Source organism: Burkholderia sp. WP42 (assembly GCF_000745665.1).
In the GTDB taxonomy this organism is placed as follows: domain Bacteria; phylum Pseudomonadota; class Gammaproteobacteria; order Burkholderiales; family Burkholderiaceae; genus Burkholderia; species Burkholderia vietnamiensis.
In genome coordinates, this window is record NZ_JQJT01000017.1 from 210,583 (window position 1) to 225,172 (window position 14,590).

Genomic DNA, 14,590 nt, shown 5'->3' on the forward strand with positions numbered 1-14,590 from the left:
AGCTCACGGTTGGGTGGTTTCGATGCGGAAGGCTTCCAGCACGTGCGCGACATCGCGCGCGACCTGCGTACCGGAGGGCGAGTCGAACAGAAAGCGGCCGGACTGGAGCGAGCAATAGCCATCCTCGTGCTCGATCAGCTGTCCGTCGTTCGGTACCAGCTGCCGATACAGACTGTCGAGCCGTCCGTCGAACCGCGTGACGGATCGCACGCGCTGCGGCAGGCAGGTCGGCCGCGGGAACATCAGCCACGCCCCCACCGACCCGGTCGGTGCATACAGCTGTGCGGGTTGGTCGAGACTCATGTTGACCCACTCGCGAAACAGGTTGATGCCGGTCGCGCGGTGAATCATCGACGGCACGTCGGCACCGCCGACGCGGGCACCGACCTCCAGAAAAACCAGCTCGTCGTCGGTGGTATGGAAGAGTTCCAGGTGAAACGGGCACGCGCGCAGTCCGATCGCCGTCACGCATTGAGTCGCGAACTTCGATACGTAGGCGTGCAGCGCGGTGCCTGGCTCCAGCATGATCGCGCCGAGCGGTGCGCCGGCCGTGAAATCGAGGCAGGTGTTGACGTAGCGAGACGGTACGACGAGCGTTACGTTACCGTTTCGATCGACGAGTCCGTCGACGTGCATCAACGTACCGGCCACGAACTCCTCAAGATCCCACTCGCCGCCGGACGGCAGGTTGGCGATCGCGGTGCGCAGTTGCACCGCATCGCAGATTTTCTGCACACCGTGGCTCGACTGGCCGTCGATCGGCTTCAGGATCAGCGGGTAGCCCGTATGTTCGGCAAACGTGAGTGCGCTGCTCACCTCCGTCGACGTCACGGACCGGTAGCGCGGCGTGCGCAGCCCGGCTTCCTGAACCTTCTGCTTCATCAATAGCTTGTCGCGTCCCAGCCGGTTCTCATCCGGCTTCTTGCCTGGAATATCGAACTCGGCGCGCAATTGCGCGGCCAGATCCTGAAGCGACTCCGAAAAGACGATGAGTCGGTCGATCGGGCCGCTCGCGCCGACGATTTCGGCGATGACCGTGCGGTAGGCGGCGATGTCGTCCAGCCGGTCGAGCTCATAGAGCCGGTAGCTGTCGGCAGAGGCGGTCACGGCGGAGCGGCCGCGACGGTTGACGAGATAGCTGACCCGATGCTGCCTGTGATCGACGAATTCGTCGTAGCGCACCAGGTCGAAATCCCACCGCCCGGTGCCCGGGAATTGCGCGAGATTGTTGATGATGAGAATGTTCATGCGAGTACTCCATTGGCGTCCGATCCGGTCCGTGCCCCGACGAGTCGACGCACGAGATCGACCAGCCGGTCGATCTCGTCCGGCGTGCCGATCGCGATGCGCAGATGCGTCGGCAGTCGATAGGCAGACATCTGCCGCGTGATGAAGCCGTGCGACAGCAGCGCATCGTAGATATGCGCCGCGTGCGGACCGAAGTCGGCGAGCACGAAATTGGCGGAACTGTCGACGACCGTCGCGCCGAGCGTGCGCAGGTCAGCAGCGAGACGTGCCCGGCCTCGCGCGGTCGTCTCGACCACACGGGCCAGATGCGCTTCGTCGTCGAGCGCCGCCGTGGCGCCCGCCAACGCGACGCGGCTGACCGGAAAGGGCGGTCGGATCCGCGACAGTGCGTCGATCAGGCCCGCAGCGGCGATTGCGTATCCGATGCGCAACCCCGCGAGACCGTATGCTTTCGAGAATGTGCGCGTGACGACGACGTTCGGATGCGATAGCGGCAACTGCCCGGTATCGCGCGGCGCGTCGTCGTCCGCGAATTCCGCGTAGGCCTCGTCGAGCACGAGCAGCACGTTGGACGGGAGCTGTGCGATCAGATGCTCAAGTTGCGCGGCCGTGAGCGAGCGGCCGGATAGGTTAGTCGGACTGTCAACGATCAGCATGCGCGTGTTCGAGTCGACCTGTTCGAGTAGTCGATCGACGTCGTGACCGAAATCCGGCCCGCTTGCCGCGATGCGCAGCGCAGCGCTCTGGGTGGTGACGAACGGCGGATACGCACAGTAGCCGTACTCGGACAGCACGACGTTGCGGTCGGCCGGAACGAACGCCTGGACCAGCGATGCGATGACGTCGATCGAGCCGTTTCCGAGCGCCAGCATGTCGGCCGGAACCCGCTGGTGCCGGGCAAGCTTGTCGAGCAGCGCGCCGCTGTCCGGATAGCGGTTCGATTGCTCGAGCGCGCGTTGCATCGCGGCGAGCACTCCGGGCGGCGGCGGGAACGGCGACTCGTTGCTCGAGAACTTGTGGATATCGTGCAAGCCTCGCTCTGCTCGCAGTTTTTCCTCGGTGATGCCCGGCCGGTACGGAGCAAGCCCGCGCAGCGCCGGAACCAAAAAGGCGTTCCAGTCCATCGGATCTCCCGTGTTCAGCGTCCCGAGGCTGCCGTCACTGCGTAGCCGGACGTTTTCATGGTCGTCAGTGCCTTGCGCAGGTGAGAACCTTCCTGCACCTCGTACAGGGACCCGAATTCGCGTTCGGCGAGCGGCAGCAGATGCGTGCCCTGGTCGACCCGCGCGACTTTCGAACGTTGTCCACGCAACAGTTCGACACCCGGTTCGTTGTGTGCGGCGTGCGGTCCGAAGTAAATCGGGAATGCATCGGCCGCCCGATAGGCGGGCAGGAACGTGCGGCGCGGCAGCTGCGATACGTTGCGCGCCGATGCATGGAGCGTCAGGCAGTGCAGGAACAGGACGCTGCCGGCTGGCACCTCGATGCTGACCGCCCGAGCTTCATCGACGTCGTGGACCTTGCCGCGGAAGAATCCATCGACCTCGTGTGACAGCAGGCCGCGCCGGTGCGACCCGGGTACGACGCGCAGGCAGCCGTTCGCTTCGCTTGCATCGTCGAGAAAGATCAGCGCGGTGACGAGATCGGCGTTGGTGTGCGGATAGTAGGAGAAGTCCTGGTGCCATTCGACGACACTGCCGACTTTCGGTCCCTTCATGTTGAGCTTGCTGTAGTGGAACAGCACGTTCTTGCCAATCAGCCCTTCGATGCAGTCGAGCAGGCGCGGGGCAGTCGCCATGTCCTTGAATGCGGGATGCTTTTGCGTCGGCGACCAGATCCGGCGCACGGTTGCGCCGTCCTCGGGTTCGAATTCATACGGCTTCTCGGGATTGGCGGGCGACAGCAGCGTGTCGATCGCGGCGAGCGAGCGAACAACCTCGTCGGTATCGAAGAGTTTTTCGATCACGAGATAACCATGTTCCGCATAGAACGCCAGTTGCTGGTTGGTAAGCATGACAATTCTCCGTTGGGATCAGACCGCCTGCAGTAGCGAACGCTCGTCGTCGTGCGACGCGCCGGTCCCGACTTCGCGATAGGCGGCACCGAGATGCTCGAACTGCGTGAAGAAGTCGGGGAACGAGCAGTTCACGTCGCGGTAACCCTCGAGCCGGTTTGGCTGGCGCGCACGCAGCGATGCGATGAACAGCGACATGAAGATCCGGTGGTCGCCCCAGCTCGACAGGTCGACGCCGCCCGGATACGGCTCGCCGGTGCCGCGGATCTCGAAGCCGTCGTAGACGCCGTCCTTGAAGAGGCCCTTGATGTCGACGCCCATCTTGCCCAGCTCGCTAACCATCGCCTTGATGCGAGGCGACTTGTGCAGCCGCGTGATCGAGCCGCCGACCACGCGGAACGTTCCTTTCACGTAGGCGCCGATCGCGGCGAGCGTCGGTACGATGTTCGGGAAATCGCTGGCGTCGAATTCGTAGTCGCCGGTGAGCTGGGAGTGGGAATTGACGAGCGTCAGCTCATTGCGCGTGTCGTCGAAATGGACGGAGAGGCCGAGCGCCTGTACGACATCGATGATTGCGCGCTCGCCCTGCAGGCTCTCGCTGCCGAGGTTGCCCAGCACGAAGGTGCCGGGGAACAGCGCGGCGGCGCCGATCAGGTACGACGACGATGTGTAGTCCCCGCCGATCCGGTACTCCGCGGCTTGATAGTTGCCCGGCTGGACGCGGATCAGCGAGAAGTCGTCGGTAACGTCAACCTGGATTCCCGAATGGCGCAACGTCGCGATCGTCTGGCGGATGTAGGAAATCGACAGCAATTCGCCTTCGATCGCGATTTCGACCGGCTTGTCGGCGAGCGGCGCGGCGAACAGGATTGCGGTGATGAACTGCGAACTTACGTTGCCAGGGACCGTGCAGCGTCCGCCGCGCAACCCGCCTCCCCAGTTGACGACCGGCGCCTTGCCGGCCTCGCCGATGCATTCGATACGCGCGCCGAGTTCCTCGAGTGCGTCGAACAACGGCTTCATCACCCGCGTGCGCAGAATGGTGTCGCCGGTAATGATGGCAGGCGAGTCGGCGAAACTCGTCAACGCGGTGAACGTGCGAAACACGAGCCCCGAGCCGATCGCGTCGACGACGCGCTGGCCCAGATGCAGCGCGCGGCCGACACCGCGGATCTCGAGGTATCCGGCGTGTTCGTCGATGCGCGCGCCGAGTGCGCGGCATGCTTGCTTCATCGCGCTGGTCTCGACACAGCGCAGATCGTTGTGGACGATCGACGTGCCGTCGGCGAGAGTCGCGGCGAGTATCGCGCGCTGGGTCTCGGGCTTGGACGAAGGGGTGACGGCGTAACCCTTGAGCGAGTGGATGGGTTCGACATGGAGCAGGCTGGACTGTTCGGTCATTTGAATCGCTTCCTGTGTTTGACGATGGCGCGACGATGCAGGCGGGACGACGAAAGCCGGCGGCCGGTCAGGCCGCCAGGCGTTGAAGGGTCCGGTCGTGGACGCTCAGTGCGTCCACGAGTCGGTCAGCACCCGAGCGGATGACGTCGACGGCAGGCAGGCCCGTTTCCCATTCGATCTCCTCGATGGCGCGCGCGGCTTGCTCGGCCGGAAGCGCACCTGTATGGACGCTGACGCCGACCACCTTCGCCGGTCGCAGAAACGAGCCAAGCTGTTCATACAGCGTGACGAGTTCGGGTAGCGGACGCAGCGGCGCATGCGCCCAGCCCTTGTGATGTGCAAGGCCCGCCTCGTGGCACAGCACGAGGGCCTGCGGCATGGCACCGTGAAGCAGGCCCAGCGTGACGCCGCTGTAGGCGGGATGGGAAATCGATCCCTGTCCCTCGACGACGATCCAGTCGTGGTGACGCGCCGATTCGAGTACGAGCGATTCGGTGACACCCGCGACGAAGTCGGACGGGACGGCATCGATCGCGACACCGGCGCCGCTAATATAGATACCGCTCTGGCCGGTAGCGACGAAACCTGCGTTGATGCCTCGTCGTCGTGCAGCTTCCGCGATCTCGATGGCGGTGGTTTTCTTGCCAACCCGGCAATCGGTGCCGACGGTATGGACGATGAAGCGATCGAGCGCGTCGAGCTTGCCTTCACTGGTCGCGAGCGTATCGGGCGGCTCTTTCGTATCCCAGATCCGTGCGCCGGATTCCGACGCAAGTGCGGCGAAATCAGGATCGGTCGCAATTCGGAAATGCAGACCGCTGACGACGTCGAGCCCGCGGGCGAGTGCGAGCGCTATCTGCGCGCGCCATGCATCGGGCAATGCGTTGGAGAACAGGCCCACACCCATCAGGAAAATGTCCGGATCGAACTGCAATGCCGATTCCAGCGAGTCGAGCACCGGGATGCCGTGGCCGTATCCGAGTACCTCGCCCACGTCCTTTCCGGCACAACGGCTGTCGACGACGGCGACGCATTCGCTGTGGCGATAGCGCAGGTAAGAGGTCGCCACCTTGCTTGTCACAGGGCCGAAGCAGCCCTCGGCGAAGACGACGACGCGTTTGTTTCTCAGGTTCAACATCAGCGTGGCTCCATTTTCTTCGATGAACATTCGTGACCGTCGCCGGCCGCGTCGTGTCGCGCCGGAGGGCGGTGATGCGAGAACGGATGCAACAGCAATGACACACGGGAATGTCGGCCGGCGCATATTCGTGCGGAATCGCGATACGTCTTCGATATCGGCCTCGACGTGTTGACGAGAGTAGGCGAGCGCGACGGATCGCAGCGCATTCGTGAGAACTTATTGCGGCCGGTAAATGTCAGCGATGGATCAAAAAATTGGTGTGCCGTCAAAGTTTCTTCGTCGGCGCGGTGCGGGCTTGCTCGATTCGTTGCTCGACTCCTAAGCTGAAGGTCACTACGGCAACAGGCCGGATTCGACTATCGGGAGAGGCGACGATGCGGGTATTTCAACCCCTGAAGATTCATTGGTGCGCGCCGCGCGGAGCGGGCAATACTAAGGCGTCCGAGCGGGACCTCGCGAATGAACTCGATCTCGACGGTCTGGTGGACTTTGCGCAGGAAGCGGAGGACATGCAGATCGATACGCTGCTGATGGGAATCGGTTTTCATCTGCCGGAGCCGTTGCCGCTGATCGGCGCACTCGCGCGCGAGACGCGCAGACTGTCGTTCATGCTGGCCTATCGCCCGGGACTGCTGCCGCCGACGCTATTCGCGCAGGCAGTCAATACGCTGTCGTGGATGTCGAACAAACGGATCTCGCTGAACATCGTCGCCGGCATTTCTCCGGAGGAACAGGCGTACTACGGCGACTATCTGGCGCACGACGCGCGCTACGAGCGCACGTCCGAATATCTCGGTGTGCTGCATCGGTTCTGGCGCGGCGAGACGCCGGTGTCGCATGAAGGCACCCACTACCGGTTCGACGGCGCGCGCCTCGGCCTGCCATTCAAGGACGGCGAGCGACCGCGAATCTATCTGAGCGGCGCGTCCGCGTTGGCCAAGCGCATCACCATCGAATCGGGGGACTGCTGGCTGCGTTACGGCGACACGCCGGAGGGCATCGCGGTCGCTGCTCGTGAGCTCCTGGAGGCCGGGCGCAGCGTCGGCATCCGCATGCACGTGCTGGCTCGCGAAACGCGGGAAGAGGCACATGCAGAAGTGGCCGCCATGATGGCGAACTCGGATGAAGCCCATCGTCAGCAGGTTCAGGCATTCGTGAAGACGTGCGATTCGGAGGCGGTGAAAAAGTCGTTCGATCTTGCCGAGCAGGCGTCCGGTGGCTGGTTGTCACCGATGCTGTGGACGGGCGCCGTCGCCTATCGCGGAGGCCCGGCCCTGTGTGTGGTGGGCAGCTACGACGAGGTCGCACGGTATCTGCTCGAATACAAGCAGGCCGGTGTCAGCGAATTCATCCTGTCCGGCTGGCCGACGCGTGGAGAGATGCGGCGATTCTGTCACCACGTGCTGCCCCTGATTCGCCAGTATGAAGCGCGGACGGCCGGGAGCGAAGACAAGGCAGCGCTCGTCATCTGATGATCACACGATGTTGCGCGACTGGCGCGGCTCGGCCGCACCAGATCGGAAAGCCGGTCAGGAATCTAAAATCAAGGATATAGATAAGTGATACGAAATGATGGATCAGAGGCGAGTGAAACGTGTGGTGTTCATCGGTCAGGACGGCGGCCAGGGTTCCGTCACGACGTGAGCGCCTCGAGCATGGAGGTGGCGATTGATCGGTGAATCGCGCTCCGCTTCGCTGCGCTGGTTCGCGTCGGGACTGATGCTTGGATTGATCGCCGAGCAGACGGTGCTGTTTGCGGTGCCGCTTCTCATTTATCAGCGGACCGGAAGCCTCGCGTATTCGGGCATTGCATATGCAGTCGAATGGGTGCCGGCGTTGATCGCTTATCCGTTCGCCGGCTTGTTCGCGGACCGGCTCGGCGGCCGCCGGTTGTTCCGGTATGCAAATCGCGTCCGGATGACCTGCCTGACGATTGCCGTGGCAGCCTGCTTCGCGATGCCGTCGGCCACGATCATTGCGCTGATGGTCAACAGCGTCTTCCTGTCGCTGCTGATCGCGCCGGTGCGGATGTCGGTGGAAAAGACGGTGCCGATGCTAGCGGACGGCGGCAAGCTGTCGGATTTGCAGTCGTTGGTGCAGAACGTCGAATTGCTCGCGATGGCCCTCGGTCCAGCCCTTGCGGCGGGGCTGGCGCAATGGCTGGGTAAGCTCCCGCTCCTGCTCGTCGCGGCGGCCGGATTCGCGCTGGCCGCGTGGTGCTGGCGCGAACTTCCGGCGAGCCCGCGCGGCACCGCTCACGGTCGGGTCCGGCACGACCTGGTTCTGGGATGGCGATTGCTGATCGCGAACCGGCCGGTTGTGTTGCTTGCGTTGGTGAACTTCGCCATCAACCTCGCGTTTGCGATCGCGGCGAGCGCGAACGCATATCTCGTCACGGGCGTGTTCCGCGCATCCGACAGTGTATTCGGCTTGATGAACACTGGCGCGGGCGTGCTCGGGCTGCTGAACCTGTTGCTGATTCCGAAGCTGACCCGCAGTTGGAGCATCTATCGGCTCGGTGCAGGCGGCTTCGCGCTGATGTGCACCGGGCTCGTATGCATGGGATTGGCGCAGGGTGTCTGGGTTTATGTGATCGCGTTTCTCGGCGCGATGGCGGGGGCTGCTTGGTACAACGTGTTCAACCGGACATTGCGCGTACGTGCGATCGAGCGCGAGCACCTCGGCAAAGTGATCGGGCCGTTCTATCTGATCAACGGGCTCTCGTATCCGCTCGCGGGCGTGTTGACCGCGAGCGTGGGGCCGGTGCTAGGCATCCAGCACATCCTGTTGTTCATGGCTGTGATGCTCAGCGGTCCGGGCGCGTGGGTGCTGTGGGTGACGTCCCGATTGTTTCGCAAGCGGGTCGATGCGCCGCAGCCTGCGGACGAGGTGTGCGAGGGCGCGGAACCGCTGCCCGAGGCCGCCGATCGCGCGTGAGCGAGGTCGCGCGACGATACGATTGCCGATGTACGGAGGATGTCATGACTTCGAAAATCAGAATGGCCCGGCGGCGGCCGGATTTGCCGATCGAGACGGCGTCTCCGCACGCGGAATTCCATGAGTGCGGCGGGGTGCCTCTGCTCGACGAGACCGAACCTCGCCGGATGCGCGACGAATCCGGCGACGGTGGGGTAGTCTTCACGCCGGAGGATCCGGATACCGCCTCGAGCGTGTTGTTCTGAGCGTCGTGCCGGAAAGCTGCGAGGGAGCGATACCGTTCCGGTACGTGCGGGACGTTCGATTCGGGTGCGGGAAGCCGCGACATGCACCATCGGCGCTGCCGGCCCGTCGTCGCGAATGGTTTTATTTCCGGCCATGAGCAACGCGCTCCCGTCCGCCTGACTGCCATCAACCAGCTTCGTACATGGGCCGCGACGCGAATCGGCCCTACGTCAGCTATCTTCGCTCATCGTCAGGATGATCTTTCCTACGTTCACAGCAGACTCCATCCGTCGATGGGCGGCCGCGGCGTCTGCGAGCGGAAACACGCTGTCGACGACCGGCTCCAGACCCGCTCCTCCCGCAAAGCGGTCCAGCCAATGTTCGCGAAACCGCCGAACCATCGCGTGTTTCTCGCTCTGGTCGCGCGACTTCATCACCGTGCCGATGATTTGCAGATGACGGTACAGGATCTGTTCGAGGCTCACGCTGACGTCACCGCCGCCGCCGAGTATGCCGACCTGCACCAGCCGGCCGCCGTTTGCCAATGACGCGACGTTCCGGGAAAAATACGGTGCGCCCACGAAGTCGATGACCACATCGACACCACGTTTGCCCGTCCTGCTTGCGACGACTTCCGAAAAGTCCTGCGTCTTGTAGTCGATCGCATGGTCCACACCCAGTTGAACGATCCGTTCCAGCTTCGAGGCTTCGGCCGTTGCGAAAATCGTCGCGCCGGTTGCATAGGCCAGCTGGACCGCTGCGGAACCCACCCCGCCCGCCGCTGCGTGGATCAGCACCGCATCGCCGCGCTGCAAGCGGCCCAGATGCAACAACGCTTCGTGCGCAGTGACGAACACTTCCGGTATGGCGGCCGCATGCACATAGTCGAGCGTTGCCGGAATGGGCATCGCCATTCTCCAGTCAATGCGCGCCCGTTCTGCGTAGGCCCCGCCGCCCACGACGCCCATGACACGATCACCGACCTTGTAACCCTGCACGGAAGGGCCTGTCTCGATCACCTCGCCGGCGATTTCGAGCCCCATGATCGTCGAGTCGCCGAAGTTCGGCCGGCCGTATCCGCCACGCCGATGGGTCAGATCGGCGCGATTCACCCCTGCGGCATGGACGCGTACCAGTAGATCGTCGGGCCGAACCTCAGGAGCCGCGACCTCGGCCAGCTGGAGCACCTCGGCCTCGCCGAATTCCTTGAATGTGATGGCTTTCATTTCAAACCTTCCTGCGTCGTAGATACATTGCCGGCGAGATCGTCGGGCCGAGGATGGGCGCCGAGCGTTGCCTGCGCCGTGGCGGATGCGGAGATTGCGGCGGGAAACCCGGCATAGAACGCGAGGTGAGTGATTGCCGCTGACAACTCTTCACGGGTTACGCCGTTCGTCAACGCGCGGCGCAGGTGCGCCGGCAACTCGTCGAGATGGCCCCCCGCGATCAGCGCGGCGACAGTCACGAGGCTGCGGTCGCGCGGCGAGAGCGTCGGATCGCTCCAGATCCGCGGATAGAGCGTGTCGTCGACGAATGCCGAAAGCGTCGGCGTGAACGCACGCGCGGCTTCGCGCGGACTATCGAAATGCGTATGAGACATGGCGATCTCCTTTTAAGCCTGGCTGATGAACTTGTGCGTGAGGTAGTACTCGATGCCCTCGGTGCCGCCTTCCGAGCCGTGGCCGCTTTCCTTCATGCCGCCGAACGGCAGTTCGGTCGAGACGATGCGGTACTGGTTGATGCCGATCATGCCGGCTTCGAGACCGTCCGCTACATCGATGGCCGTCCGCGCACTGCTTGTGAACGCATAGGCAGAGAGCCCGTACGGCAACCGGTTCGCTTCGGCGAGGCCGTCGGCCAGGGCATCGAAGCGCATCAGCACCGCGATCGGGCCGAACGGTTCTTCGTGCATCACGCGCGCGTCCTTCGGTACGTCTGCGAGGACCGTTGGCTCGAAGAAATATCCCTCGCCTTCGATGCGCTTTCCGCCGGCCAGAATCGTTGCGCCACGCTCCACCGCGTCGGCGATGAGTTCCTCCATCTTGGCAAGCTGGCGCGGGTTCGCCAGCGGCCCGACCTGCGTGCCGGCATCCATGCCGTTCCCGACCTTGAGCGCGCTCGTCGCACGGACGAAGTGACCGACGAACTCGTCGTAGACTTCGCGTTGGATCAGGAAGCGCGTCGACGAGATGCAGACCTGGCCGGTGCCGCGAAAGCGATTCGCCGCGCCTTCGACCGCAGCCTTTTCGACGTCGGCATCGTTGAATACGAGGACGGGCCCGTGGCCGCCCAGCTCAAGCGTGATGGGTTTGACGCCTTCGGCTGCGCGCGCCGACAACAGACGGCCGATCGGCACCGAGCCCGTGAACGTGACCTTCCGGATTACCGGGGAAGCGATCAGTTGCGTCGACACCTGGTCGGGCACGCCGAACACGACTTGAAGCACGCCCTTCGGCAAGCCGGCGTCGTCCAGTGCGCGTGCCAACGCGAGCGCCGTTGCGGGGCTTTCCTCGCCGGGTTTGATGATGACACTGCATCCGGCGGCGAGTGCGGCGGAGAGCTTGCGCGCCGGGGTGATCGCCGGAAAATTCCACGGCGTGAATGCGGCGACGGGCCCGATCGCCTGTTTCTTCACGAGCTGTTGCACGCCCGGACGGTTGGATGGCACCACGCGGCCGTCGATGCGACGCGCCTCTTCGGCGAACCATTCGAAATAGTCGGCGGCGCGCAGGACTTCGTCGCGGCTTTCTGCCAGCGGTTTCCCTTCCTCCAGCGTCATCACGGTAGCAATGTGCTCGGCGCGCTCGCGCATTAGTTCCGCCGCGCGCTTCAGAATGCGCGCACGTTCGGCCGGCACGGTGTTGCGCCAGACATCGAACGCCGGTACCGCAGCCTGGAGGGCGCGATCGAGGTCCGCTGCCGTCGCCAGTGGAACGCGCCCGATCTGGATTTGCGTGGCGGGATTGATCACCGGCGCCGTTTCGCGTTCGCTCGCGCCGATCCATTCGCCATCGATGAAGAGATGAAGCGCGTCGTATGTGATGTCCATGGTTTAGCCTTTATGGTTAGGATTGCGATTTGATGCGGGTTCGTCTAGAGCCGGATAGGGAGCCTGCGCTACGCCGTGTCTGGATCATCGACCATGGCGGACGGAGCTCAGGATTGAAACGTCTACGTTCCGACTGCCTGACTTCGGGACCAAGTCTAGGCGTGAAGCAGGCGGCAACTTAGATGGCCCGGCAAGAATGAATCTTGTCTCTGGAGGGAAAATCCGCCGCCAAAATGAAAGATGAATGAAAGGATGCAAAAAAACGACACGACGCTGCTCGCTGACTGCACGAAACAGGTGCGGAACCTATGATCACAGACTCGCGCGGGCCGAAACGCAGCGATTCGACGAAAAATTCAAAGCGAGGGTGACTAATGGACAAGGTGCACACCATGTCGGTGTTTGTGAAAGTGGTCGAGATGGGCAGTTTCACGGCTGTCGCAAACCACCTCGATACGACGGTCGGCAACATTTCTCGAGCGGTATCTGTCCTCGAAGACAATCTCAACACGCGGTTGCTACAGCGCTCGACGCGACGGCTCGTCGTTACCGACGCGGGGCGACGTTTTTACGAACGCAGTGTTGCGATCCTCTCGGACATCGAACGGGCGGAAGCGGAAGCACGCGATGCGCTGCTGGAGCCGCGTGGTCTATTACGCGTGCATGCGGTGCCGGGATTGGGGCGCCAACTCGTTTCGCAAGCCGTGCTTGCCTATCGGAGCGCATATCCGGAAGTATCGGTCGATCTCATGCTGTCGCAGCGGATGCCGAATCTGCTCGAAGAGCAACTCGACGTGGCGATCGTGATCGCGCGCACGCTGCCCGACTCGGCGTACGTGAGCCAGAAGATCGGAACCAGTCATTGCATTCTCGCGGCGTCGCCCGACTATCTGGCACGGCATCCGGCTCCCGAGTGTGTGGAAGACCTCGTCGGTCACACATGTGTGCTTCTGAGCACGGTCGATTACGCGCCGGACGAATGGCATCTGCAAGGCAGAGCAGGCGAGGCGGTGTATCGTCCAACGGGATCGCACTTCAGTGTGAATGACATGGATGCGATGTCCACGGTACTGCGGGAGGGCGCGGGAATTGGATTGATCGCTGCCTTCTCGGCAATCGACGATCTGCGCAAAGGATCGCTCGTTCGCGTCCTGCCGGAATTTCACACCGCGCAGCGCAACGTATATGCGGTGTACTCGTCCCGTCAATTCGTCGACGCGAAAATCAAACGGTTCATCGATGTCCTGAAGGTGCAGGTAGGGGATCGGTTGAATGCGTATGCGGATGAGCTCGCGATCATGGTCGCATGATCCCCGTTGCGCTCGGCACGGTCGAGCGGGTATCCGATTGCTCACATCGCCTCGCTCAACCTCACGATCCTGATGACGCGCTTGGGGACGTGTATGCCCGTACGTGCATGCACATTTCTGTCGCGCCGCGGCAACGCCTGAGTGTGTGGAAGTGAATCGCACCCATCGGGTGTTTGCGTGCGCCGAACCCGTGTTCGACTGTGCATCGTCGTCATGGCACCGAACTGGCGGTCCGGTCTCTGCGGCATCGCCTCGAGCACCGCTTGGTGCTTCCCCCGCCGGATTTGTCCGTGATCGCTTGTTCCAGGATTGGGACGTGAGCAGCGACGCCGAATGCGCGTTGATGGAGCGTTCACATCGCTCCGTGAAGTAAGAGACGCCCGTACGCGCAGACAGTCGGCCAACGAGTTCTCGTAGACGCAGTCGTGCCCGGAATCAGAAAATAGATTCGGCATGCAGATCATCGTGCATATTTGATAGGCATCTTGAATGCCACTATTTTGATTTGTAGTCAATTACGAATAAGTTAATTGGATTCGTCCGAGTATTGTTTTGAAAATCCGTAGCCCCGCATAACAACGGTCGATAGGCTTCCATCCATGCAGGAGACAATGAGACGTATCCGATAACGCTTCATTAAATCCGCGTCGATTCGGTGCATCGCACTAAATTGGTGATTATTGGCCATAAGCACCGAATGAGTGCGATAACCATACAAATTAATTACAGAATCAATAAAAAATGTTTCGTGAAGCCTTTTGACTCGTTATTCGAGCAAGTCCTCCAAACTTTGTATTCGAGCATCAAAAAAAGTTTGACGGCCAGATTTTTTCCTTGCTATCGTCTGCACCCAAGACGCACGGCCACGCTGCCATCGGGGTGTAGCGACGGTCCGATCGTCATGCGCGAACGTGCCTGGGCGGTCTCAAGAATCAAGTGCAACGTTTAGCCAACCCGGTGGCAGCCAATTCCATCGCCATGGCCTCTTCGGGGGTTTTCCAGTTGAGGGTTTGACGAGGGCGTCCGTTCATCAGCTTGGCAATATCGTTCAACTGCATCTGGGTCACGCCTGACAGGTCCATTCCTTTGGGTAGAAACTGGCGCAGCAGGCCGTTGGTATTTTCGTTGCTGCCTCGTTGCCAAGGCGCGTAGGGATCCGCGAACCAGATATCCAGATTCAATCGTTCAGCCAGCTCGACATGACAGGTCATTTCCGATCCGCGATCGTAGGTCAGGCTTTCCCGCAGAAAGGCCGGCAGCTTCTT

Annotated in this window: 13 protein-coding genes; 4 read left to right on the plus strand and 9 right to left on the minus strand. The window is 62.4% G+C overall.

Annotated elements, in window-relative coordinates:
- Positions 1–3: 3 nt before the first annotated feature.
- The 5 genes from EX20_RS11090 to EX20_RS11110 form a co-directional block, all read right to left on the minus strand.
- Positions 4–1,248 carry an ATP-grasp domain-containing protein gene (locus EX20_RS11090; protein WP_011882216.1) on the minus strand — a complete coding sequence of 415 codons (1,245 nt, stop codon included), beginning with the start codon at positions 1,246–1,248 and terminating at the stop codon, positions 4–6.
- Positions 1,245–2,372, minus strand: a complete 1,128-nt coding sequence (gene hisC / locus EX20_RS11095; RefSeq protein WP_034193541.1) for a histidinol-phosphate transaminase — start codon at positions 2,370–2,372, stop codon at positions 1,245–1,247. The genes EX20_RS11090 and hisC overlap by 4 nt, the downstream gene beginning before the upstream one ends.
- Before the next feature lie 14 nt (positions 2,373–2,386).
- Complete coding sequence (locus EX20_RS11100) at positions 2,387–3,262, minus strand: phytanoyl-CoA dioxygenase family protein (protein WP_011882218.1); 876 nt, start codon at positions 3,260–3,262, stop codon at positions 2,387–2,389.
- An 18-nt stretch (positions 3,263–3,280) separates the two neighbouring features.
- A complete protein-coding gene (aroA, locus tag EX20_RS11105; RefSeq protein ID WP_011882219.1) occupies positions 3,281–4,663 on the minus strand; it encodes a 3-phosphoshikimate 1-carboxyvinyltransferase in 1,383 nt (460 codons plus the stop codon).
- 67 nt (positions 4,664–4,730) lie between these two features.
- Entirely contained in the window at positions 4,731–5,831 is a 1,101-nt protein-coding gene (locus EX20_RS11110; protein WP_231572253.1) for a DUF1611 domain-containing protein, read from the minus strand.
- Between the two features lie 347 nt (positions 5,832–6,178).
- Here EX20_RS11110 and EX20_RS11115 point away from each other — a divergent pair, with 347 nt between their 5' ends.
- The 3 genes from EX20_RS11115 to EX20_RS11125 all read left to right on the plus strand — a co-directional run bounded on the left by EX20_RS11115 (position 6,179) and on the right by EX20_RS11125 (position 8,986).
- Complete coding sequence (locus EX20_RS11115; RefSeq protein ID WP_034193542.1) at positions 6,179–7,276, plus strand: LLM class flavin-dependent oxidoreductase; 1,098 nt, start codon at positions 6,179–6,181, stop codon at positions 7,274–7,276.
- Positions 7,277–7,523: 247 nt separating this feature from the next.
- Positions 7,524–8,741, plus strand: coding sequence for an MFS transporter (locus EX20_RS11120; RefSeq protein ID WP_224020179.1), 1,218 nt, complete (start codon positions 7,524–7,526; stop codon positions 8,739–8,741).
- 44 nt (positions 8,742–8,785) lie between these two features.
- The gene (locus EX20_RS11125) at positions 8,786–8,986 is read left to right on the plus strand and encodes a hypothetical protein (protein ID WP_043292230.1); all 201 of its coding nucleotides are present in this window, start codon (positions 8,786–8,788) and stop codon (positions 8,984–8,986) included.
- Positions 8,987–9,196: 210 nt separating this feature from the next.
- Here EX20_RS11125 and EX20_RS11130 read toward each other — a convergent pair whose 3' ends face one another.
- From EX20_RS11130 to EX20_RS11140, 3 genes are read right to left on the minus strand one after another with little or no spacing between them, the layout of a single operon-like run.
- Positions 9,197–10,192, minus strand: coding sequence for an NAD(P)H-quinone oxidoreductase (locus EX20_RS11130; RefSeq protein ID WP_034193544.1), 996 nt, complete (start codon positions 10,190–10,192; stop codon positions 9,197–9,199).
- On the minus strand, positions 10,189–10,566 hold the full coding sequence (locus EX20_RS11135) for a carboxymuconolactone decarboxylase family protein (RefSeq protein WP_034193545.1): 378 nt from the start codon (positions 10,564–10,566) through the stop codon (positions 10,189–10,191). Before EX20_RS11135 ends, EX20_RS11130 begins: the two co-directional genes overlap by 4 nt.
- A 12-nt stretch (positions 10,567–10,578) precedes the next feature.
- Entirely contained in the window at positions 10,579–12,015 is a 1,437-nt protein-coding gene (locus tag EX20_RS11140; RefSeq protein WP_011882226.1) for an NAD-dependent succinate-semialdehyde dehydrogenase, read from the minus strand.
- Positions 12,016–12,389: 374 nt separating this feature from the next.
- On the opposite strand from EX20_RS11140, the gene EX20_RS11145 reads away from it, so the two are divergent.
- On the plus strand, positions 12,390–13,325 hold the full coding sequence (locus tag EX20_RS11145) for a LysR family transcriptional regulator (protein ID WP_011882227.1): 936 nt from the start codon (positions 12,390–12,392) through the stop codon (positions 13,323–13,325).
- 932 nt (positions 13,326–14,257) lie between these two features.
- Here EX20_RS11145 and EX20_RS11150 read toward each other — a convergent pair.
- A partial coding sequence (locus EX20_RS11150) for an IS30 family transposase (protein WP_034193563.1) occupies positions 14,258–14,590 on the minus strand: 333 nt, incomplete at its 5' end.

Coding starts and splice junctions, on each gene's coding strand:
- EX20_RS11120 (WP_224020179.1), top strand. CDS start 7,524: ATGCTTGGATTGATCGCCGAGCAGACGGTGCTGTTTGCGGTGCCGCTT.
- EX20_RS11130 (WP_034193544.1), bottom strand. CDS start 10,192: ATGAAAGCCATCACATTCAAGGAATTCGGCGAGGCCGAGGTGCTCCAG.
- EX20_RS11145 (WP_011882227.1), top strand. CDS start 12,390: ATGGACAAGGTGCACACCATGTCGGTGTTTGTGAAAGTGGTCGAGATG.
- EX20_RS11140 (WP_011882226.1), bottom strand. CDS start 12,015: ATGGACATCACATACGACGCGCTTCATCTCTTCATCGATGGCGAATGG.
- EX20_RS11135 (WP_034193545.1), bottom strand. CDS start 10,566: ATGTCTCATACGCATTTCGATAGTCCGCGCGAAGCCGCGCGTGCGTTC.
- EX20_RS11090 (WP_011882216.1), bottom strand. CDS start 1,248: ATGAACATTCTCATCATCAACAATCTCGCGCAATTCCCGGGCACCGGG.
- EX20_RS11100 (WP_011882218.1), bottom strand. CDS start 3,262: ATGCTTACCAACCAGCAACTGGCGTTCTATGCGGAACATGGTTATCTC.
- EX20_RS11125 (WP_043292230.1), top strand. CDS start 8,786: ATGACTTCGAAAATCAGAATGGCCCGGCGGCGGCCGGATTTGCCGATC.
- hisC (WP_034193541.1), bottom strand. CDS start 2,372: ATGGACTGGAACGCCTTTTTGGTTCCGGCGCTGCGCGGGCTTGCTCCG.
- EX20_RS11115 (WP_034193542.1), top strand. CDS start 6,179: ATGCGGGTATTTCAACCCCTGAAGATTCATTGGTGCGCGCCGCGCGGA.
- aroA (WP_011882219.1), bottom strand. CDS start 4,663: ATGACCGAACAGTCCAGCCTGCTCCATGTCGAACCCATCCACTCGCTC.
- EX20_RS11110 (WP_231572253.1), bottom strand. CDS start 5,831: ATGTTCATCGAAGAAAATGGAGCCACGCTGATGTTGAACCTGAGAAAC.